The following is a 22,141-nucleotide window of genomic DNA, read 5'->3' as shown; positions in this document are numbered from 1 at the left end:
ATTTTTATCCCGGTGACAAACGATTTTGTGTCGTTTGCCCAATCTTGGGTACAAGTAGGCCAATGAAGTTGTTCACGATTGGAGCCAACCATGGTTATGAAATTCGATCAGCTTGTTAACGGTGCCATCAACGTGGGCTTCGGTGCCGCCGCCGTTGCCGTCGAGGGCGGCAAGAAGGTCCTCGACGACCTCAATGCCAAGGGCGAGCAGGTGCGCAAGGACGCCGGCACCCCCGATATCGCCCGCAGCGTGTCCGACATGTTCGAGCAGGCCGGCGGCACCATCTCCGACCTTACCGAGCGCTTGGGCATGCAGGGCGAGACCGCGGCCCAGCGCGTGCTCGACGAGCTCATCCTCGCCCGCGTGCGCGTCATGACCGCCCCCGATCGCACGGCCTTTTTGGCCCATGTGCGCGACATCGTCGATTCGGTCGAGGATAACGTGACCTCGGTGCCCGTCGAGTCCGTTGAGCCCGACGACGCAGAGGACGCCGAAGAGGCCGAGTAGCAGCGCAGATGGCAGATTCCACCACCGATTACAACAATCTAGACCCCTTGGGTGACGAGGCGGCGGTTGTCGACGAGGTCGATGCCGCCGTCTCGGGCGCTCGCAAGAAGCCGCGCGCTGTCGATATGGTCCCTGAGGAGCCCGACGCGATGGCGCCGGACGAGGAATACCAGCTCACGCCGGCAGGTCGTCGTGAGCGCATCGGTCAGATCGTTCGCCTGATCAAAAAGTACCGCGTGTGGGATAACCTCACGCCGGTGCGCCTGCGTCGTCTGCTCGAAGAGCTCGGCCCCATGTTCGTTAAGATGGGGCAGATTCTGGCTAACCGCTCCGAGATTTTGCCGCAGCGGTTTTGCGACGAGCTGCGCCGTCTGCGCTCCGACGTAGAGCCGGTGCCGTATGAGGTAGTGCTCCGCTGTTTGGAAGAGGAATACGGCCAGCGCCTGGGGCAGATATTCGACGCGATTGACCCCAACCCGCTCGGTAGCGCGTCGCTCGCGCAGGTGCACCGCGCCCGTCTGGTGACTGGCGAGGACGTGGCCGTTAAGGTGCAGCGCCCCGGCGCGCAGCAGGTGATGGCTCAGGACATCGACATCATTCGCTCGGTGGTACGCATCGTTTCCAAGTTCGTCAACACTGATCAGTTTGTGGACCTGCATGGCGTGGTCGAAGAGCTGTGGACCTCGTTTCGCGAGGAGACCAACTTTTTGGCCGAGGCCAAAAACCTCAACGATTTCTATGACTTCCACAAAAGCGTGCATGGCGTCTCGTGTCCCAAATCCTACTTGGATCTTTGCACCGAACACGTCGTGGTCATGGACTACATCGACGGCATCTCCATTGCCGACCCCAAGCGCCTTGAGGCCGAGGGTTATGACTTGGAAAAGATTGGCGCCGCGATCGTCGAGGACTACTCGACGCAGGTGCTCGACGACGGCTTTTTCCATGCCGACCCGCATGCGGGAAACATCATCCTCAAGGACGGCATCGTCTACTTTATCGACCTGGGCATGGTCGGGCGCATGTCGAGTCACGACCGCGGTATCGTCAAGGACATGATTTTCGCCGTGGCCGAAGGCGACGTTCCCAAGCTCAAGGATTCGCTTATGCGCTTTGCCGTGACGCGCGGCGATTCTGCCGAGCTCGACCATTCGGCCTTTTTGTCCGACTTGGACTTTATCGTCGCCGACTTTGCAGGGCTCGATCTTAAGGACCTGGATATCGGCGAGTTTTTGACCTCGCTGTTAAATCTGGCGCGCAAAAACGACGTTGAGCTGCCGAGCGTGGTGACGATGTTCGCGCGCGGCATGGTGACGCTCGAGGGTCTGCTGACCGAGTATATGCCCGATGTCAACATGATCCAGATCATCCAGACGCACATCAAAAACGAGAAGAGCACCTATGCGCGCGTCCGCGAAATGGGGCACGATCTTGCCGCGAGCAGCTATCGCGCGGCAAAAGGCTCGCTCGAGGCGGCCGAGTATCTGGGCTTGGCGTCGCGCATGCTCACGCGCGGCCAGCTTAAGGTGAACACGCAGATCATGAGCAGCGATAAGGCGCTGCGACAGCTGGGTGGAATTATCGACCGCATGTCGATGGCAATTGTGATCGCCGGCCTGTTTATCGGCTCGTCGGTGGTGTACTACGCGCGCATCGAGCCGGTTGTGTTCGGTATTCCGGTCATTGGCTTTATGGGCTACGTGAGCGCGCTGGTGCTGGCGCTGATGCTGGGCCGCGAGATCTGGCGCAACAGTCACGGCGGCAAGCGTTAATGGCCCCTGGGGGACGGAGGAAAACGGATCATTTTGCCTTGCGTCGCGCCGGCGTGGGCTGGTCCGAACAAAACTATGCCGGTTTACGGGGCTGGAGCGCCGAACCTCGAGCATACCGAAATTTGCGCTTTTAAAACCGCAGGTAGATGAGTCGTTGGTTTTCGAAAATGGCAGATATGGTTGCGAAGTGCTGAATTAGCCCCGTAAACCGGCATAGTTTTGAAACGGGCTGTTCTTGCAAGGTCCGACGACAGTCCTTCCTATCGCAAACCATAGCTTTTACCTTGGGCTTCGCCTGTGTGCGGGGTCCTTTTGCGTGCTACCATACTGACAGTAATAATCGATGGCCTAGATGGTGGTGCGGAGACGCACGAATGCGCGGTTTTCCTGCGTGTTTGGGAGAATCGGGGTGCAAGTCCCCGGCTGTACCAGTAACCGTAATTCCTCTTGGTCCGGGATGGTCGCGTCGCAGATCGGACGGCGTGCCCGGGCCGGTAAGGTTAAGTCGGATCGCCTCCCATCTTGTACGCGGCCGCGGCGCATGCCGCCGGTACGCGTTGGGCTCTGGAGGGAAGGGGGACCCCGATGGGGGTACTCGAGCGCAATGTGCGCGATGACGTGGGGCAGCCGCTGGGCAATGCTCCAAGTGCAGACAGTAGGAGACAAATGGATATGTTTGAGGACGAGTGCCAGCGCGCCTCGTGGCGTCGTCATGGAGCGATTGCCCGCGGCATAGCCAAGCGCGGTCTGGTGGCGTTCCTGGCTTTTGCCATGGCTTTTGGCACCACGCCGGCGCAACTCTGGGCCGAGGGCGCCGAGGGCATCGCCGAGGCCGTGACGCAGACTGCGGAGACGAAGTCGGCGGAGGAGCAGGCTGCCGTCGAGGGTGACGCCGATGCTGCCGGTACGGATGCCGCCGCGTCTTCCGGTACCGTTGCGACCTCCGAGCAGTCGAGCACACCGCAGCCGAGTGCTGTCCAGAGCGCAGCGGGGAGCAGCGCCGTCGCGGTGCAGAGCGATGACGCACTTACGATTTTCTCTCTAACGTTCGAGAACCTATCGACCGGCGAGCAGTCTTATGTCGGTTACACTACGTCGGATACGATTTTGGTCCATGCCTTTCAAAAAGTTAATGGGGCTAGGACCGAAATTGATTCATCCGATCTCAGTTATCAGTGGCAAGAGGGTCCTAAACAGAGCAGGAAAGACTCGGATTACACCGATATTCCCGGCGCTACTGAGCAGACCCTAAAGCTTGCCGAGTATGCCGGTAAGTCTGTCCGTTGCGTGGTGACACCTAAAGCGGGTGGCGACTCATATGCTAATCGCGGGACGACTCTGGTCACCGCCGCCGATAGCGTCAGTGTTTCGAGCGTCACCCTCGATAAGAGCGGTAAGGTTTACGCCGGAGATGTGATTTCTGCAACGGCGAAGTCGGGTACAACGGACGTCTCCGCGGACTCTCGCGTTTCCTGGCAGTGGTACTACGGCGACTCGAGTTCCGTTAGCGCTTGCACCAATAAAATCACTGGGGCAACGAGTCGTACTTTTACGGTTACGGCTGACCTGTTTGGCAAATACCTCGTTGCCAAAGCTACGAGCGCTTCTGGCGAGACTACTCCTTACGTTGCCGTTGGTCCTGTTTCGGAGGCTGGCGCGGTCGAGCTGTACGGCGTTACGGTCGAGGGCGCTTCTTCTACTGGGGCCGTGCATGTGGGCAACGTGCTCACGGCTAAGGCGACCAAGGGCAACTCTTACACGAACGTTGGATCTACCGATACCGTTCACTATCAGTGGCAGTACGCCGACGCCAAGTCGACGTCCGACGCCGCGTTCAAGAATATCGACGGTGCCGCCGACTCTGCCAGCTATACGGTTGCGGCCGATATGGTGGGCAAGTACATCCGCGTGATCGCCACGAGTGAAAACTCCGTTAAGAGCACACAGAAGAAGTACTACGGCAGCACCACCTCGGTTGACCCCGTGGGTCCGGTGACGCTTGCCGGTCAGTACACGCTTAAATCTGTCGAGCCGGCAGAGGCTTCGACGGCTACGCTCAACGTGGGCACGACGCTTACGCCCAAGGTCCGTATCCCCGACTCTTCGAGTTGGTCGGATTCCGCTCTGCCCGATGACGCCAAGCTGACCGTCACCTGGTATGCCAAGGGCGCCGATGACGCTAATTGGACCAAGGTCACCGATAACCTTGACGCCTCCACCGGTGCGCTGACTATCACCGATGCGCTTGTGGGCAAATCCCTCAAGCTCGAGGCCTCGGCGCTCGACAACACCGTTACGTGGACCTCTAAGGACACGGTGCTGCCGGTGGGGGAGTATAACCTGCTGCGCGTCGTGAGCACGCCTCAGCTCCAGAGCAAGTCGACCAACCTTGTCGCGGGCGATAGCGTCTCTGCCGATGTGTACGCTAAGCGCGTCGACGGCTCGACCACTAACGGCTCGACCACTAACGGCGTTAAGCTTTCTGCCGACAGCGCCGATATCTCTTGGTATGCGGCCGACGCCTCCGATGCGGCGGATGATGATTGGACTAAGCTCGAAGTAACGGGTGCCAAGATCCAGGTTCCCGATGCGGCCGGTAACAAGTACCTTAAGGCTGTTGCTGCGAGTGGCTCTTCCGAGGTCGAGGTCGTCTCGGCCAACAAGGTCATCAAGGCCGGTTCGCTCGAGGCTGCTGTTCAGAAGCTCAGCGATAAAAACGCGCTGATAAGCGTCGCCTACAGTGCTGATGGCGGTAACGTCAACGACGCGTTGAAGGCTCAGCTCAAACAGCTCGGCTTTGATGATATCGACGTTAAGACTAAGACCGCCAGCTTCAGCTCTTCGTATGAGGGCGCTGAGGTCGGCATCTCCTCTACGTACGATAAGACTAACGGCGATGTCACGTTCTTCTATCTCGATCCCAACGCGTCTAGCGGCTGCAGCATTGACCAGCTGCGTCGCGCGAGCGTTACGTTCGTGCTCTCGCGTGATGGCAAGTCGGTTGAATACAAGCCGACTAAAACTGTTGAAATCGCTTGGAACGAAGGCAAGCTTCAGGACCTGCTCGACAACGCCGCCGAGCAGCTTTCCATCGGCTATGCCACGGGCGATACCGCCGAGAGCGTTACCCAGAATCTGACGCTGCCATACAGGGCGGGCGCCAACAAGAAGTTCTCCGTCGAGTGGACGAGCTCCGATACCGATGCCCTGTCTGTTTCGGGCAACGGCTGGGACGACTACACGGGCAAGGTCGCGCGCAAGTCGAGCGACCGCGAGGTCACGCTGACCGCCAAAGTCTCGGTGTTGTCGAACGTCTCCGATGTCAAGGTGACCGGTGGGGCCACGCATGCCGTTACTGTCAAGGGCGACCCCGATAAGGTTGCATCCGACAAGGCCGACCTGCAGGCAAAGGTCGATGCGGCCTTTACCTACGACAATATCAAGTACTACGGCACCAAAACGGTTGCCGACAAGGACGGCCTAACCGCCGACCTGCAAATGCCACAGCCCAAGAACCTTGGCGTCGACGGCAAGTATTACAAGGTCGAGTACTCCGCCAGCACCGATGACATCACGTTTAACGGTTACAAGGGTACGGTCTATCAGCCGCTGCCTGGCGCCGAGGCAGCGAAGACCAAAGTCACCCTTACGGTGACCGATAAGTCCAACGCCGAAGTCACGGCAAGCAGGACCCTCGACTTTGCGATTTCTCCGCAGAATCAGGACGAGCTCAATGCCGAGTTGTTCCACCTTAGCCTTGCGAAGTCTTCGTTCTACTTGGGTATTCTTGATGGCCAAAATGCCTCCAGCGTGACGGGCAACCTGCATGCACCGCTTAAGGTGTATGGCCAAGGACTCGGCGTTAACTGGTGCTATTCCACCGAAGAGGCTTCGGGACATTACGGCTTCGTGTTTAGTGAGCTCCCCGGTGGCACGGAGAACACCTATCGTTTGCTCAAGTCGAGCAAACCGAGGGTTATCGCGCATGAGAACCTTATCCTCACTCAGCCCGAATACAACACGAAAGTCACGATTAGCGCCCGTCTAAAGAGCGAACGTTTTGCCCGTTATGCCGAGCGCTATCCCGACAACTCGGACTACGCGGTGCTTGCCGGCTTGGATGTTTCTGCGACGGTAAACGTCAAGGGAACGACGGGGCTCGACAACCCGAACGAGGGCAAGACCATTACGGTGACGGCCAAGGTCACGGGCGTCTCTGCAAGTGATGCCGACGGCAACTACACCGAGCAATCGGTGGTGCCCTTGACCGAGCTTACGCTTCCCGCCGACGATGACACGACGGCCGAGTCGGTACTCGAGCAGCTTATGACGGCTGCCGGTTGTACGAACCTTGAGGCAAACGCCTTGGGTCTTACGAGTGCGACGATGCCCGATGGCCGCGTGCTGGGCACAACGAGCGCCGCGCCGTACAGCTTCTGGTCGTTTTACGTAAACAATGGGTTTGCGAACTTCGGCGCCTCGAGCTATTGCCTTAAGAACGGTGATTGCGTCGAGTTCCGTTATGTTAAGGGTGACGGCACGCAGAAGCCCTCGACGGCTCCTGCTACCAATCCCGGAACGGAGCATCCCGATGTCGATGCGGCATGGAATGGTTTTGCGAACGGTGGCTCGGGATCCTCGACGGACGCCCTTACGCCTACAACAAAGACAGATACGCCTTCTTGGGCGCTCAACCTTTTAACCGAAGAGCAGCAGAAGGCAGGCGCAAGCGCCTCTGCGTCTGACCCCATTGTCGCGAACGGAAAGGTGTACCTTGTCACGGGCGCTTCGGTATGGGGCGGAAAGACGTGGAATGCCGTTCTGAATGAGATCGACCCCGAGACGGGTTCCGTCGTACGCTCGCTTGAGCTTGGCTCTTCCATGGATAGCACCTGCCGTCCCGTTATTGCGCAGGGCATCATTCTGATTCCGCTTTCCGGTGGCTATCTGCAGGCTGTTTCGGCGAAAACGTTTAAGACGCTGTGGTATTCCGATGCCTTCGCTATGCAGAATCAATCTTCGTTGACCGTTGACGGCGACTACGTCTATATCAACACCCTTGATTGTTGGTCTGCCAATGGCAATGATGTGCAAAACGGTACGGTCAGGCGCATCAATATTCACACGGGCGCCATCGCCGGTAGCGCCTCCGTCACTGACGGAGGTTACTACTGGTCTGGCGGCCTGATGGTAAATGGCTACTACGTTGTCGGCAGCGACTTCGGCCAGGTGCGCGTGTATTCCGCCGATCTGTCGAAGCTTGTCGCCTCGTTTAAGCTATCTGGTGGCAATATCCGCTCGGCGCTTACCGTCCACGATGGCTATGTATACGCCGTTACGCGCGATGATGGCACGTTGCACAAGCTGACTATTGGTTCGGATGGCTCTATTACCGAGGCCGGGAAGGTGCAGTTTGCCCCATACTCGACTTCAACGCCCGTGTTTAGCGGCAAATATGCCTTTATTTGCGGTGCGACTGCGAACAATTGGAAGGCTAAGGGCCTGCTTTCGATCATCGACCTTTCCGATATGAGCGTGAAGCAGATTACGAAGGCCGATGGCGAAGAGCTCGGCTTCGAATCGAAGAGCACGCCGCTCGTCTCGACGCGTGATGGCGAGACGTACGTGTACTTCACCCTGAACGGCGCCAAGGGTAACTGGCCTAATTACACGAGCGGCGGCGGCGTGTACATGTACAGGCTGGGCGATGCCGAGGCGACCGAAGTGTTTGTTCCCGGTTCTGGTTATGCAAACTACTGCATGGCGTCGGTTGTCTGCGACGAGTTCGGTAACCTTTACTACACGAACGACTCAGGTCACTTGTTCTGTGTGAAGTCCCAGGCCCATCGCGTTAAGTTTGATGCTCGGGGCGGCTCTGCGACTGGCGATCAGACGCCTGCTTCTGGCTCGACCGTCACCAAGCCGGCCGATCCGACGCGTGAGGGCTACACCTTTGGTGGCTGGTATACCGATGAGGCTTGCACAAAGGCGTATGACTTTAGTGCCGCGGTGACGGCCGATATGACGCTCTACGCCAAGTGGAACAAGAATGCCGTTACCCCTGGCGGTAACGGCGGCTCTGGCTCCAACGGCTCCAATGGCGGCTCGGGTAATGCCGGTGCTGGTTCTGGCTCCGGTAACGGCACAAATGGCCAGCAGACTGGCGGTGCTGTTGCTCCGGGCCAGAAGCCGGTGTCCACCACGACCACGACCGAGACCAAGGACGGCAAGGATTCCAAGAAGGATTCCGACAAGTCCGACAAGAAGGACGGCAAGAAGTCTGACGAGAAGTCCGGCAAGTCCAGCTCCAAGTCCGATACGGGCTCGGCTGCCGCGACTACCGCTAAGAAGTCCGCTGAGGCTCTGGCACAGGAGTCTGGCTTCAACCCGCTCGCCATTGTCGGCGTAGCGGCCGGCGTGATCGGGCTTGCGGTCATTGGCGTGTTCGTGTTTACCAAGCGTCGGTAGGTGAGAGCTGTGTCCAATAAACCTCAGGATGCCGACTCCAAGCAACCCGACACGTCGTTCATTCAGCTCGACGATGCTAAGCAAAAGGGCGCCGCCTCGGCGGCGTCCGCCTCTCGGCGCAAGGCGCTGCTTGGCTCTCTGACGGCCGTCTGCATCGCACTGATTGTCGTCTCGCTGGGCTTTGTTCACCCTTCTGCCAGCGGCGCCTGGTCCATCGATTGGATCGCTCGGGCCGTGGCGGGGAGGAGCGTTGCCGACTCTGGCTCTATCGCCTCTCGCAAGACGGAGACAGTGGGCTCCTCGTCTTCCGACGCTGTGGACTCCGAGTCCAAGGATTCGAATGAATCGGATTCCAAGGACGCTTCCGAGTCTTCGGACGAGAAGTCAGACAAGGATTCGAAAGAGAAGAAGTCCGAAGACAAGGGCGGCAAGAAGTCCAACAACGCGTCTGCCGGACAGGGATCCGAATCCGCTGGTGGATCGAGTTCTTCTGACGGCTCCTCTTCGGGCGGCGGCTCGGTGCCTGGCGGTGGGTCTGTATCCAACGGCGACAGCGCCTCTGCTGGCAATCAGGGCGGCTCGCAGCAGCCTGGCTACATTACTGTGACGGTCTCTGTGACGTCGAGTGCCGTGGGTAACCCGGTGTCTTCTGGCGGTACGTTCACCTTCAACGAGGGCGCTACGGCCTACGATGCTTTGTGTGCACTGGGCCTTTCCGTAAATGCGCACGGCTCATCGTACGGCACGTATGTCGCCGCTATCGGCGGCCTGGCCGAGAAGGAGCACGGCGGTACGAGCGGCTGGATGTACTCCGTTAACGGTGTGACGCCTAACACGGCGTGCAGCAACTACGTTCTCTCCAATGGCGACAGCGTCGTCTGGTATTACGTAACGGGCTAAATGCCTCGACATAACATGCCAAACGGACGGTTCGGACAAACACCCGAGCCGCCCGTTTTTATGCGAATGGGGCGTCGTTTCCCAATCGAGGCTCAACCGGAAATTGCATCCCACCCTAAAGGTGAATTCCGGGACACAGTTTCCGCTAGGACGGCGTTGCGGAAGCTGCATCCCATTCTGAGGCTGCAATCTGGGATACACTTTCCGGAACGGCGTTCATGGGGAAACTGCGTTCCATTCATGCACCGTAGCCCTCCTTCCTCGGCAGACTCTGCAAACAAAAAACCGGCTGGAACGAGAATTCCAACCGGCTGCGAAGCGAGATTATGTTGAGCCGTCTACGACCGTGCGCCCTCGAGGAAAAAGCGACGGCTAAAGTAGTTGTACCAGGTGACCAGGAACGTGGCGATGGCCTTCATGGCCTGGTAGCCGATGCTCAAAAACGTGACGCCCACAAACATGTACAGGTCGTTGAGGCCCAGACCGATCACCGACAGGATGGTAAAGATCGTGAACTCGCGCTTACGGCTCATGCCCTCGCGATGGTCGAACACGTACTTCATGCTGAGCCAGTAGTTAACCACGACGGACGTGGTAAACGAGACCGTCGTGCTCATCAAAAAGTCGAGGTGGAACAGCTCGACGAGCGCAATAAGCATGCCCCAGTCGACGCCAAAGGAGATAAGACCCACGACAGCGAACTTGAGGAACTGCTTGGTATGAGGTTGTGCCAGCGCGTTGCGCACGTAATCACATCCAATGCGTTGATGAATCGAGCAACGAGATACTTTAGAGCTTTTGCATGGCAAACGTAAGGTCTTTGGCAAGAACTATACGAACTCGCCAAATATTCAAGTGGAAATCCGCAAACGCTGCAAATCTTCCCGTAAACGAGCAAGGCCCAGGCAACGCTACGTTCGACGCGCGTCATCCGCAGGTCCCCGTAGTGCAACGAGGAGGCCGAGCTATTTGGTCTGCTCGCCCTCTAGGAAGATCTTTCGCGTTACAAAGTTGTAGACCATGACGAGCGCGGTAGCGCAAATCTTGGCGATATTGGCCTCGAGGCCCAGGCCGGCGTTGAGGGCAAGCACGATGCCGTCGTTGAGCGCCAGGCCAATAACGGATAGCACGACAAAGATGATGAACTCGCGGCGGCGGCTCATGCCCTCCTTGTGTGCAAACACGTACTTCATGCTCGCGACGTAGTTAAAAATGAGCGAGACGATAAAGCCGCTGGTGTTGGCGATCAAGATGTTGAGGCCCAGGCCGTAGTGGAGCAGATTCATGATGCCAAAGTCGATGACGGTGGCAACGACGCCGACGACGCCAAACTTTATGATCTGCGCAAGGAGCTTTTGCATGGTACCTGCCTTAGGGTGGCGCCGGGGCGCCGCGGGGATGACAAACCTAGCAAGTTTAACCAATCCCCGCAGGCGGGGCTAGGCGCGCTCCTCGATAGCACCGTTTCTATATGCATCGAGGAGCTGGCGCAGGTCTTGGATCTGACTGCGAATCTTGACGCCGGTATCGGTGTCGCTCACCATGCGGCGCCGGTCGGCCTCGTCAAAGCGGTTGGTCTCGCTCTCGATATCGATGTTGCGGGTGAGCGCCTCGGCAACGCTGGTAAAGGCCTGGTGCGACTTGAGGCGGCATCCGCGCGAGCTCGAGATGAGCGTGTAACCGGCGATGCCCGTTTTGGGGTGGTAGGCGCGACAGAAACCTCCGTCGATGACCAGCAACTTTCCGTTGGCGCGGATGGGCTGCTCGCCCTTGGTGGTCTTGACGGGCGTATGGCCGTTGATGATATGGCCCGTCGGCGAGCAAGCCATGGGGGCGACGCCAAACTCTCGCATGATGTCGTCGCAAACGGACGAGGACGTGGTGAGCGTGTAGTACGGGTCCATCGGCTCGACCCACGTGCTCTTGTCGGCAATGTAGGCGCGCTCGAAGGTGCGCACCACGCGTCCGCTGGCGGGTGAGTTAAAGCCGATCCACAGGTACCACATCCAGTCGAGGGCATCGCGGTCGCCGACGCGCCAGGCGCGGCGGGCGATATAGTCGCAAAAATCAAAATAATCGCGGCCGGCGTGCCAGGTACCCAGGCAGTTCATGCTGCTAAAGGTGCCGTCTTCGTTGAGCGGTACGCAGCCGTGGAACAGCAGATTGCCGTTGGCGACCTTATACATGGAGCCGTGGGTATAGAGGAAATCGATGTGGCGATGCAAGTGATCGGCGGTGACAAATTCGGACACGAGCTTGTCGATGATGTGCTGCTCCTCGGGCGTGAGCGTGTAGGGGTCCGCCGGATCGACGGTGGGGAAGTCGTTGGTCGTGAGCGGCCACACGCTGCCGTCGGCGAGGGTGACCGTGCCGGTGTCGTGATCGACCTTGTCGAGCAGAAGACGGTCGGCCATGTCGAACTCGGGGTGGCGCTGGATAATCTGGCCCTCGAGCTTAAAGAGCAGAACGTTGATGGCTTTGATGAGCGGGCTGATGGGCTCGCCGGCGGTATAGGTAGCGTTGGCAAAGGCGACAAGCTCGCGCAGCGAGATGCCGTAGTCGTTCTCGAGAATCTCGTAGTTGTCGTAGCGCAGGTTGTTGCGTAGCACCGTGGCGATGCAGGCAGGCTCGCCGGCAGCGGCGCCCATCCACAACAGGTCGTGATTGCCCCACTGAATATCGAGCGAATGATAGGTGAGCAGGCGGTCCATAATCTTGGCCGCGCCGCCGCCGCGGTCGAAGATGTCGCCCACCAAGTGCAGGTGGTCCACGGCGAGGCGCTTGATGAGTGAGGCGAGCGACTCGATAAAGTCGTCGGCGCTGGCGGTCTCCAAGATGGATTCGATAATGCGCTCGTGATAACGCACGCGGTAGTTGTTCTCGTCCGGATGCGTGTGCAGCAGCTCGTCGATGATGTAGGCGTAATCGCGCGGGATGGCCTTACGTACCTTGGAGCGGGTGTAGCGGCTCGAAAGCGAGCGGGCAACCACAATGAGCTGGTTGAGCATGGTCTTGTACCAGGTGGGCGAGTCCTCGTGCCGGCTGCGGACCAGATCGATCTTCTCGCGCGGGTAGTAGATGAGCGTGCACAGCTCGCCCTTTTCGTTAAAGGAGAGCGTGTCGCCAAAGATTTCGTCGACATGCTCGCGCACGACGCCCGAGCAGTTGTTGAGGATGTGCATAAAGGCTTCGTACTCGCCATGCACATCGCTCATAAAATGCTCGGTGCCCTTGGGCAGGTTGAGGATGGCCGAGAGGTTGATGATCTCGGTGAATGCGGATTGCTCAGTGGGGAACTGTCTCGACAGCAGGCGCAGATACTTGAAGTCTTGCGGATTGCGATCGAATGCGACCATGAAACACCTTCCGATGTGGTTGGTAAAACTGATAAACAGCGTCAAACGTTTATCAGTATGCGCCGCTTTTGTTTCGATTGGGGTTAGGAGATTGAATTGTTGGCCGAACGGTTTGCTAAATCGATTTAGTCGAGGTAGATATAGCGGTTGAGTGGAGACGTAGGGTCGTTTTTGCAGGCGCATACCTCCGGGATCGCTAGAGATGATGGCGGTAAAGATGTTCACTACCTTTGGTTCAATTTGGTAAATAACGGACATTTGTACCGTATTCACGCATGCTGTGCGATAATTTGCGCAGCAATGAGTAAGGAGCCTCATATGAGTGATTTTGTCCTGACCTGTGAATCCGCCGCCGATCGAACCCGTGAGTTCTTTGCGTCGCGCAATATTCCTGTCGTGTGTTTTCATTACGAGATCGACGATGTTGTCTATACGGACGATCTGTATCAGTCGATTACGCCGGACGAGTTTTTTGCTCAGATTGCCGCGGGCGCCATGCCCAAGACGTCTCAGGTGAGCGTGGGTGAGTACGAGGAGTTTTGGGAGCCGTTTATTGTCGAGGGTAAAGACGTGCTGCACCTGACGTTATCGTCGGGCATTTCGGGCACGTATGGATCGGCCTGCGTTGCGGCGCAGATGCTCGCGGATCGCTATCCCCAGGGCGGCAAGGTGCGCGTCATCGATTCGCTGGCGGCGTCTTCGGGCCTTGGCCTGCTGGCGGAATGTGCCGCCGACGTTCGCGATGGCGGCGCTTCGCTCGACGAGACGGCCGCTTGGATTGAGGAGCATAAACTCAACCTTCACCACTGGTTCTTCTCGACCGATCTGTCGAGCTACCTGCGCGGCGGTCGCATTTCGGCCGCGAGCGCGATTATCGGCACGGCACTCAAGATTTGCCCGCTTATGACGGTCGATTGCGAAGGTGAGCTGGCGCCGCGTGAGAAGATTCGCACCAAGAAGCGTGCGATTTCCGAGATGGCTAAGACCATGATGGCACACGTGCAGGGCGGTGCGGATTATTCGGGTAAGTGCATCATGTCGCACTCGGCGTGTCGCGAGGATGCCGAGGCAGTTGCGGCGCTGATCGAGGAACAGGTTCCGCAGCTCAAAGGCAAGATTGAGATTAATGACATCGGTGCTCTGATTGGCTCGCATACCGGATCTGGTACGGTGGCGCTCTTCTTTATGGGCGACAAGCGCGTGGACTAACGTTTGTGGGCTGGCTGACGGTTTTAACGGCTACGCCTGTCCTCCTGACATTTGATAACAGAAAAAGGCCCGTCCCGTTGTTTGCGGGGCGGGCCTTGCTGTTGCGGCTAGCGTTTCTTTCCACGGAAGAAGAAACCGTGTAGCGAGGGCTTGAGTCCGCGATTGGCACGACGCTCCTCGATATGATCGTGGATCGAGGCGACGCGCTCGATGACCTCGTCGGGAATCGGCACGTCGGGATTCATGTTCTCGACCTGGCTGACCTCGGCGGCGGCGACCTGGTCGATAATGGGCACATCGTCGCGCGAGATGACAGGCGTGGCGTCTTCCTTCATCTTGCGGTAGCGCTCCATCATGTCGGTTTGCAGCTGCTGGGCCGAAGGCGGCGTCCAGATGATAGCGTTGGCGCCGGCGGCGATGGTTTCGCGGATGCTCTCGGGCGTCTTGCCACCCGGTGCGATGAGCGGCAGGCTGGGATAGTGCTCTCGCAGCTCGCGTAGGACCTGGGGTGTGTTTTTGCCGGCGGCGATGTTGAGGATCTTGGCCCCGGCGCGCACCTTGGCGTGGGCATCGTCATCGCAGCGAACGACCGTGGCGATGACGGGGATGTCGGCGATGTTGGTGATGTGCTCGACCATCTCGGCGGTAGCGGGGGAGTTGACCACGCAGCCCGCCGCGCCTTGCATCTCGGAGACGGCCGCCATCTGCACGGAGCGCTTACCGGTGGTGGTACCGCCGCCAACGCCCACAAAGACCGGGCACTCGGCAACAGTCAGCAGCGCCTGCGTAATGGCGGGCTGCGGCGTGAAGGGGTAGACGGCAAACACGGCGTCGGCATTGGAGTTGCGGATGACCGCCACGTCGGTGGTGTAGATGAGCGATTTGATGCGGCGTCCAAAGAGCGTAAAGCCGCTGGCCTCCTCGATCTCATCGGGCATGCGGAGGGCCGCCTTGCGCAGGCGCCCGTCGATGGGCAGCGGCTCCATGGGCAAAAGGCCGCTGGGGGTTACAGCCACCTGGGGCTCGGTAAATTCGTCCGCAAGCTCAACCTCTGAGAAATCGACCGAGGCGACGATGTCCTCGTGAACCTCGGCGGGAACATCGATGGGGGCTTGGTCGTTCGTCGCGGCGGGCGTGTCGAAGGAGCTGGTGGCGACAAAAGCGTCAACACGCTCGTTCAAATCGTTGAGAGAATCCATTGCGGTCCGTTTCTATAATGTGCGGTCGGCAGCGTGCGACCGGCGCTACGTTGCTAAAACGTTTGACGAGTTGATTTTTCCCCGCCGCGCCATCCGTTAGACTGAAGGGCCGCGAACGTGAAGGAGCTGTGGTGGCGGGAATCGAGGTGCTATCTTGGATGTCCCGTATACAAAAGAGAGGTGACGCGGTATGGAAATCTCGACATTATTGGGCTCGATTGGCCTATGTGTGGGCGCAATCGTAGCCGCCGCGGTCATCTACTTTGTGGTTACGGCCATTAAGGGCAAAAGAGCCGAGCGCAAGGAACGCGAGGCACTTAAGCAGCACCGTGACCAGCAGGACAGGCGCGCACGGAGATAGCTTGTTGAGTTGGTCCGTGCGCTAGCTGCGTTTTCGGATCAGAGCGATGTAGAAGCCCTCAAAGTCGCGGCTGGGCGGGATGGTCAGCGTGCCGGGCATGCCGTTGGCGACGGTCGAGACGTGGCCGGTGGCGATGGCCTCGGTGAGGGCGTTGAACTCGATATGCGGCTTGTCGCCGGCATCCTGGGCGCGACGCGCTTCGCTTTCGCTCGGCGTGCCGTCGAGGGGGATGAGCTCGCAGTCCATGTGTTTGTCGAGGGCCTCTTGCAGGGCGTCCTCGTTTTCCTGCGGCAAGATCGAACAAGTCGAATAGACGAGCGTGCCGCCCGGCTTGAGGGCGCCCATGGCGCGGTCCAGAAGCGTGCGCTGCGAGCGGGCGCACTTGCAGAGCAGCTGCTCGGTCAGGCCGCGCAGGCTTTTCTCGTTGCCGCTGATGACGGTGCCCGTGCCGGTACAGGGGGCGTCGAGCAGGATGCGGTCAAAGCGGAAGAATTCGTTGAGCTCGCGTGCGTCGATGCGCATGACGGGAACGTTTTTGGCGCCCTGGCGGCCCAAGTTGGCCTCGAGCTTTTCGGCGCGGGGAATGCTCATCTCGCAGGCGGTGAGGTGCGCCTGTCCCCGGGTAAGGGCGGCGATCTGCGTCGTCTTGCCGCCGGGGGCCGCGCACATGTCCAGGATATCCTCGCCGGCCTGAGCGCCCAGCACCAAAGGAGGCATCATGGACGACAGGCTCTGCAGATAGATTTTGCCGTTGCGGTAGATGTCGAGATCCCACAGATCGGATACCTGGGCCTCGGGCAGGATGAAAGCGTCCGGGTACCAGGCAACGGTTTGGTGGGCGATGCCGGCTGCGTCGAGCGCGGCGGCGATGTCCTCGGCGGTCGCCTTGAGCGTGTTGGCGCGCAGCGTGACCGGTCGCGTGGCTGCGGCGCCAAAGCCTTCGATTATGAGCTCGGCATTGGCAGGCGCATAGGCGCCGGCGACCGTGTCGACCAGAAAGCGCGGCAGGTCGGCGGCGGAGTGTTGGGCGGCAAGCTGGTCGGAAAGCTCGGTAGCGGCAAACTGCCTAAGCTTGAGCTCGGGCTTAACCTGCTTTTTCTGCTTACGACGACGCGGCTTAGACATCCGTCTTTCCTTCCCATTCCATTAAAAGTAGTCAATTTGGGACGGGGCTATTTTGGCTGCCCGTCCGTTTCGGCAGGCGTTGCAGTTAAATTTGGGACGGGGTAGCTAAAATAGCCCCGTCCCAAATTGACTAGTCTGCCTTGGCGTTTGTCTAGTACTGGCTCTCGTGCTTGCTAAAGAAGTCGAAGCGCGGGGGCAGCGGCTTTACGCGGTGCTCGCCGGGCTTCTCGCCCAGGCTCTCCACAAACTCATCCGTGGAGGCAAAGATGTTATCCCAGCTAAAGAAGGCGACCGGGTCAACGTCGAAGTACTCGCAGATGAGCTCGCAGCCGGCCGGCACAATACCGTGCATGAGCACGGTCGCCACGCGCAGCTCGGTGAAGGCGTCGACCAGTGCCTGCGTCATTGCGGCGTTTGCCTCGCTACCCTCGAGCTTGTTGGCAGCCTTGGAGGCATCGCTCCAGCGCTTGTTGGCGGCACGCAGGTAGTCGTCGCACACGGCGAGCGCGCGGTGCGTCTCGAACTTGTACATGGCCTGCTCAAAGGCGAGAGCTGCCTGCTCGGCGGCTTCGACCACGGTGGCGGAGGCGGCACCGGCGGGGATGCAGCCGTTGCGGTAGGGGCTCTCGTCGCCCTCCTTGACGGCGACGCCGTAGAAGCAGCTGCGGGCCAGGCGGTTGAACACGCCGGTCAAAAGCGCGCTCTCCTTAAGGGCCGGGTCGATAACGCGCTTGTCGTCGCAGGCGCGCACCTCGTTGCCGTCCTTGTCCTTGCCGGTCACGCGTGTGTCATATGCCTTGGGGCTAAAGCTCACCGGCTTCTCGGACAGGCCGAGCGACAGCCAATGCGCACGCATCTGCTCGCAGGTGTAGTGGTTGAGCAGGTCGTCTGCAGGCGGGGGAGGCGTCTGCGAGGACGAGCTGGCCTTTTTGCCCATGTAGAGCAGGTGATAGCAGGCGCTGACGGTGCTCTGCGTGAGGTTCCAACCCAGGGCCTCCCACATGGCGGTCTGCGCGATGCAGTAGAAGTAGATGTTGTCCTGACCGATAAACTGGTAGATCTGTGCGTCATCCGAGCACCACCAGTCGCGCCAGTCGAGCGAGCTGTGCTGGTAGGTGGGCGCGGGGACCTGCGTGGAATCGGCGGCGGGCTCGCCCATAAGGGCGGCGTCCTGGGCGGCGACGCCCTCGGTCACTCCGGCGGCGCGGGCGTCGCGGGCGAGCACGGTGCGGGTGTAGCTGATGGGCGCCCACAGACTCTCGGGCCAGCACCAGCAGGTGACATCGGTCACGCCATCGACCTCGGGCACCGGAACGCCCCAGTCGATGTTGCCGGTGATGCGGAAGGGCACGAGCGCCTTGCCGCTACGGAAGCGCACGCCGCCGTTGGCGAGTACCGCGTGGGCGTCGTCGCGCTCCTTCCAGCTGGGGAAGGTGACGGTAAAACTGCTCTTGTTGCCCTCGGGCTCCAGCACGGTGTGCTCGGGGAGCTGGTCCTCGACGGCGTCGAAGGCCTCGCGGAACTTATTCTGGATGTAGAGCTGTGCCGGCAGCAGCCACTCCTCCATGGTCTTGGAGACCACGGAGCGAACCTGCGGGTTCTGGGCGAGCTTGGCAGTATAGGTCTTCATAAAGTCGAGGTAGGCGGGCAGGTCGAAGTAGAGGTTGTCGACCGGGCGCAGCTCGGGCACCTCGCCGGTGAGCTGGCTCTTGGGCGCGATGAGCTCCTCGGGCTCAAACTGGTGGCCCAGGTCGCACTCGTCGGCATAAGCCTTCTCGGACTTGCAACCTTGGATGGGGCAGCGGCCGATGACTTGGCGACCGTTGAGGAACGTGCCGGCCTTGGCGTCGTAGAACTGCAGGGTAGAGCGCTTGGAGATGGTGCCCTGCTCGTGCAGGCGCTCGATAATCTCGGCGGTCACCTTGTTGTGAATCTGCGCCGCCGGCTCAAGGCCCGAGCCGCCGTAGATATCGCAGCTGATGTTGTAGTTGTTGAGGGTCGCGGCCTGACGAGAGTGATTGGACTCGACATACTCGCTAATGGACTTATCGTAGCCCTCGTTTTCCTTGAGCTTGCGGTAACTCTCCATGATGGGCGAGCCGTAGCAGTCGGTGCCCGAGGTGAAGATGACGTTCTCGCGGCCCAGGCGGTCGCGCAGGAAGCGGGCGAAGAAGTCGGCCGGGACAAAGACGCCGCCAACGTGGCCAAAGTGAAGGCCCTTGTTGCCATAGGGCTCGCCGGCGGTTACGATGGCGCGGCGAGGCCAGCTGGGACGGTCGTTCATGGAGTATTTGGATGCCATGGGACTCCTTCGCATATGGTAAGAGCGTGGCCGGGCGCGGGGCTCGGCGACGCGGTGGTCAATTCGTGCATATCGTTCGACATTATCGCACATGCGGACGGGTACGTGGCAGGGGCGCTATCCTAAGATGCTATGAATGAGATTTCCAACATACATGCGTTTGAAGACGAGGATTTCCTGCACGCTTGCTTTGTGTGGGGGATGGCCGTGCTTGGCGCATTTGCCGTGTGCCTGGTGCCGGTGTTTATGCTGCTGGGTGGGCCCGCGGACTTGGATGCGGCTGACGCGGGTGGCTGGACGGCTGTCTTAGGCTGGATAGTTGGCTTGGCTGCGGTTTCGGCGGCGTCATTTGCCGTGCACGAGTTGGTGCACGGCGTGTTCTTTAAGCTGCTGGCTCCTGCGGGCGCGCAGGTGACCTTTGGGGCGAACCTCGAGACATGCATGATCTATGCCTGCGCCGAGGGCGTTGTGTATTCGCGCCGGCGGTACATGGCAGTTTGTCTGGCGCCGACGGTTGTCGTGACGACAGCGTTTACCCTGGGGTTTGCGTTTTCGGGCTATCCGCTGCTGTGCTACCTGGCGGCCGGCTTGCATTTGTCGGGCTGTGTGGGCGACTGGTATTACGTGCGGACCATTTTGCGCGACCGCCGCATTGTCGCCTGCGAAGATACGTCCTTTGGCGTTCGCTTTTTTGGTCAGTAGTCTTTTTGGGACGGGGCTATTTTGACTACTTTCCTGTTGATGCAGGTATTTGGAACTGCTTGACGTTAAAAGTAGTCAAAATAGCCCCGTCCCAAAAAGACTACCCTGGGCAAAGATTGGGAGGAGATGTCCATGAAGCCGTTGCTGTTGCACGCGTGCTGTGCGCCGTGCTCGCTGGAGCCGGTTCGTCTGCTGCGTGAGGAGGGGTTTGAGCCCACGATTTGCTGGACCAACCCCAATATTCAGCCGCGCGATGAATGGCAGCGCCGCTTGGACGAGCTTCGCCGGTGGTGTGCCGATGGCGACATCGAGCTCATCGAGGCGGGGGAGGACCGCGAGCGCTGGGAGGCCGGCGTGGCCCCGCTGGGCGCCGATCGACCCCGTCGCTGTCGTGCGTGCTATGCCCTGCGCCTGGCCGAGGCATGCCGTGTGGCCCAGGAGCGCGGGTTTGAGTTTGTGGGCACGACGCTCGCCGTCTCGCCGTATCAGTTGTTTGACACCTGCAACGATGTGTTGGAGCGCTTGGCGGCGGCACATGGTCTCGCCCCGGTGATTCGCGATTTTCGCCCGTATTATCCCGAGGCCACGCGTCGTTCGCGCGAGCTGGGTATGTATCGGCAGAACTATTGCGGCTGCCGATTCTCGGCCGTCGAGGCGGCCATGGACCGCGCCCGCATCCGCGACGAGCGCAAAGCCGCCAAAAAGTAGTTCTTTTGGGCTGGCAGCCTGCTAGGATGTAGAGCGGATTTTAGCTATATAAGGAGTATTCGACGTGTCTATGCGTACCGATGATTTTGACTACAACCTTCCTGAGGAACTGATTGCCCAGGCTCCTGCCGAGCCGCGCGACTCCTGCCGCCTGCTGGTGGTGGACCGCAAGGGCTCCCAGGCGGGAACGCCGCTGGAGCATGGCGGCACCGTCGAGCACCGCATCTTCCGCGACATCATCGACTATATCGAGCCGGGCGACGTGCTCGTCATCAACCAGACGCGCGTGATGCCGGCCCGCCTTATCGGTCGCAAGGCCGGCTCGGGCGGCGTGGTCGAAACGCTGCTGCTCAAGCGCCGCGAGGACGTGGACCCGCTGGGTCACGTTTGGGAGTGCTTGGTCAAGCCGGGCAAGCGCTTAAAGCCCGGCGCTCAGATTGAGTATCGCGCCGGTGGCGCCCATGCGCCCGAGGGCGCGCCCGTGGTGCTGACGGCCGAGGTCGTCGACTTTGTCACCGATAGCCGCGGCGGCCGCCTGGTGCGTTTTGAGCCAGCCGGTTGCAATGCCGCCGGCGAGCCGCGCACGCTCGATGAGGCTATCCATGCTGCCGGCCACGTGCCGCTGCCGCCCTACATTACCGATTACGAGGGCGATCCCGAGAAGTACCAGACCGTCTACGCCATGAAGGAGGAGCACTCAGCTGCCGCTCCCACGGCGGGCCTGCACTTTACTCCCGAGCTCATGGCCGCTATCGAGGCCAAGGGTGCGAAGTTTGCCGCTGTCGAGCTCGAGGTGGGCATCGATACCTTCCGTCTGGTGGAGGAGGACGACCCCACGCAGCACGTGATGCACACCGAGCGCTATCACGTGTCGCAGGAGGTTGTCGACGCCGTGCATAAGGCTAAGGCCGAGGGGCATCGCGTGATTGCTGTCGGTACCACCGCAGTCCGCTCGCTCGAGAGTGCGTTTGACGCGGACGCGCCGGTGTCCGATCCGGCTGTGACGGCGCGCTATTTTGAGGGCCGTAAGGACGGGGCCGACACGCTCGGCCGTGGTGACATCGTGGCGCGCGAGAACGCGACGACGCAGCTCTACCTCATGCCCGGCTCGACCTATCACGTGGTCGACGCGCTGATCACCAACTTCCATGTTCCGCGCTCCACACTCATGATGCTCGTGAGCGCACTTGCCACCCGCGATCAGATCATGGATGCCTATGCCGCCGCTATCGAGCAGCGCTACCGCTTCTTCAGCTTTGGCGACGCCATGCTCATTTTGTAGGTTCCGCCGTTCTACCGAACGGCGGACCGGCCGACGCTGCGCGGGCCGCATTTGGACAATCTGACGTTCAACTTCAAGGGCGCGACCAGAAGGTCAGCGCCCTTTCGTTTCACGTCACCTTGCCTCAAATGCGACCCGCTCGCTCATATGACCCAATCCGCTGTCAAGAGCCACAATGGCCCCGCCGACCGCTTGCAATCGGTCGGCGGGGCCTGCCGTTGAACCCGTCCCGGTCCGCCCCCGGCATGTC

General features: G+C 60.0%; 15 protein-coding genes. 9 read left to right on the top strand and 6 right to left on the bottom strand.

The annotated features are described in order from the left end of the window. Positions 1–96 precede the first annotated feature (96 nt). The 4 genes from ACTNBB_RS07865 (at position 97) to ACTNBB_RS07850 (ending at position 9,647) form a co-directional block, all read left to right on the top strand. Entirely contained in the window at positions 97–507 is a 411-nt protein-coding gene (locus ACTNBB_RS07865; RefSeq protein ID WP_441038770.1) for a hypothetical protein, read from the top strand. Between the two features lie 8 nt (positions 508–515). Further along, positions 516–2,279: an ABC1 kinase family protein gene (locus ACTNBB_RS07860; protein ID WP_441057672.1), complete on the top strand. Its 1,764-nt coding sequence runs from the start codon at positions 516–518 to the stop codon at positions 2,277–2,279. A gap of 585 nt (positions 2,280–2,864) precedes the next feature. Further along, entirely contained in the window at positions 2,865–8,747 is a 5,883-nt protein-coding gene (locus ACTNBB_RS07855; protein ID WP_441057675.1) for an InlB B-repeat-containing protein, read from the top strand. Between the two features lie 9 nt (positions 8,748–8,756). Then, complete coding sequence (locus ACTNBB_RS07850; RefSeq protein ID WP_441057678.1) at positions 8,757–9,647, top strand: DUF4430 domain-containing protein; 891 nt, start codon at positions 8,757–8,759, stop codon at positions 9,645–9,647. A gap of 338 nt (positions 9,648–9,985) precedes the next feature. Here the strand turns inward: ACTNBB_RS07850 and ACTNBB_RS07845 are convergent, their stop codons facing one another. From ACTNBB_RS07845 to ACTNBB_RS07835, 3 genes are all read right to left on the bottom strand, one after another. Further along, positions 9,986–10,393: a GtrA family protein gene (locus ACTNBB_RS07845; protein ID WP_370450581.1), complete on the bottom strand. Its 408-nt coding sequence runs from the start codon at positions 10,391–10,393 to the stop codon at positions 9,986–9,988. Positions 10,394–10,612: 219 nt separating this feature from the next. Then, on the bottom strand, positions 10,613–11,008 hold the full coding sequence (locus ACTNBB_RS07840) for a GtrA family protein (protein ID WP_427728966.1): 396 nt from the start codon (positions 11,006–11,008) through the stop codon (positions 10,613–10,615). 78 nt (positions 11,009–11,086) lie between these two features. Next, positions 11,087–13,003, bottom strand: a complete 1,917-nt coding sequence (locus ACTNBB_RS07835) for a fructose-1,6-bisphosphatase (RefSeq protein WP_441014877.1) — start codon at positions 13,001–13,003, stop codon at positions 11,087–11,089. A 318-nt stretch (positions 13,004–13,321) separates the two neighbouring features. Here ACTNBB_RS07835 and ACTNBB_RS07830 point away from each other — a divergent pair, with 318 nt between their 5' ends. Beyond that, positions 13,322–14,212, top strand: a complete 891-nt coding sequence (locus tag ACTNBB_RS07830; RefSeq protein WP_441057681.1) for a DegV family protein — start codon at positions 13,322–13,324, stop codon at positions 14,210–14,212. A 107-nt stretch (positions 14,213–14,319) separates the two neighbouring features. On the opposite strand, the gene ACTNBB_RS07825 is transcribed toward ACTNBB_RS07830, so the two are convergent. Further along, the gene (locus ACTNBB_RS07825; RefSeq protein WP_427728970.1) at positions 14,320–15,411 is read right to left on the bottom strand and encodes a hypothetical protein; all 1,092 of its coding nucleotides are present in this window, start codon (positions 15,409–15,411) and stop codon (positions 14,320–14,322) included. A gap of 190 nt (positions 15,412–15,601) precedes the next feature. Between ACTNBB_RS07825 and ACTNBB_RS07820 the strand changes: the two genes are divergently transcribed. Then, positions 15,602–15,772, top strand: a complete 171-nt coding sequence (locus ACTNBB_RS07820; protein ID WP_154515803.1) for a hypothetical protein — start codon at positions 15,602–15,604, stop codon at positions 15,770–15,772. A gap of 21 nt (positions 15,773–15,793) precedes the next feature. On the opposite strand, the gene ACTNBB_RS07815 is transcribed toward ACTNBB_RS07820, so the two are convergent. Both ACTNBB_RS07815 and ACTNBB_RS07810 read right to left on the bottom strand, forming a co-directional pair. Further along, on the bottom strand, positions 15,794–16,897 hold the full coding sequence (locus ACTNBB_RS07815; RefSeq protein ID WP_441057684.1) for an RsmB/NOP family class I SAM-dependent RNA methyltransferase: 1,104 nt from the start codon (positions 16,895–16,897) through the stop codon (positions 15,794–15,796). 151 nt (positions 16,898–17,048) lie between these two features. Continuing rightward, on the bottom strand, positions 17,049–19,199 hold the full coding sequence (locus ACTNBB_RS07810) for a methionine--tRNA ligase (protein ID WP_441057687.1): 2,151 nt from the start codon (positions 19,197–19,199) through the stop codon (positions 17,049–17,051). A 132-nt stretch (positions 19,200–19,331) separates the two neighbouring features. On the opposite strand from ACTNBB_RS07810, the gene ACTNBB_RS07805 reads away from it, so the two are divergent. From ACTNBB_RS07805 to queA, 3 genes are all read left to right on the top strand, one after another. Then, a complete protein-coding gene (locus ACTNBB_RS07805; RefSeq protein ID WP_427719827.1) occupies positions 19,332–19,901 on the top strand; it encodes a DUF3267 domain-containing protein in 570 nt (189 codons plus the stop codon). A 132-nt stretch (positions 19,902–20,033) separates the two neighbouring features. Next, positions 20,034–20,609 (top strand): epoxyqueuosine reductase QueH, encoded by a 576-nt coding sequence (locus ACTNBB_RS07800; protein WP_441057691.1) that lies wholly within the window; start codon positions 20,034–20,036, stop codon positions 20,607–20,609. Positions 20,610–20,679: 70 nt separating this feature from the next. Then, positions 20,680–21,891: a tRNA preQ1(34) S-adenosylmethionine ribosyltransferase-isomerase QueA gene (queA, locus tag ACTNBB_RS07795; RefSeq protein WP_441057694.1), complete on the top strand. Its 1,212-nt coding sequence runs from the start codon at positions 20,680–20,682 to the stop codon at positions 21,889–21,891. Positions 21,892–22,141: the final 250 nt, after the last annotated feature.

Origin of the sequence: Collinsella sp. HCP28S3_B9, from assembly GCF_052066095.1 — a bacterium.
Classification (GTDB): Bacteria; Actinomycetota; Coriobacteriia; order Coriobacteriales; family Coriobacteriaceae; genus Collinsella.
Note: the sequence above shows the minus strand (reverse complement) of the source record. Positions and strands in the feature narration are given on the sequence as shown.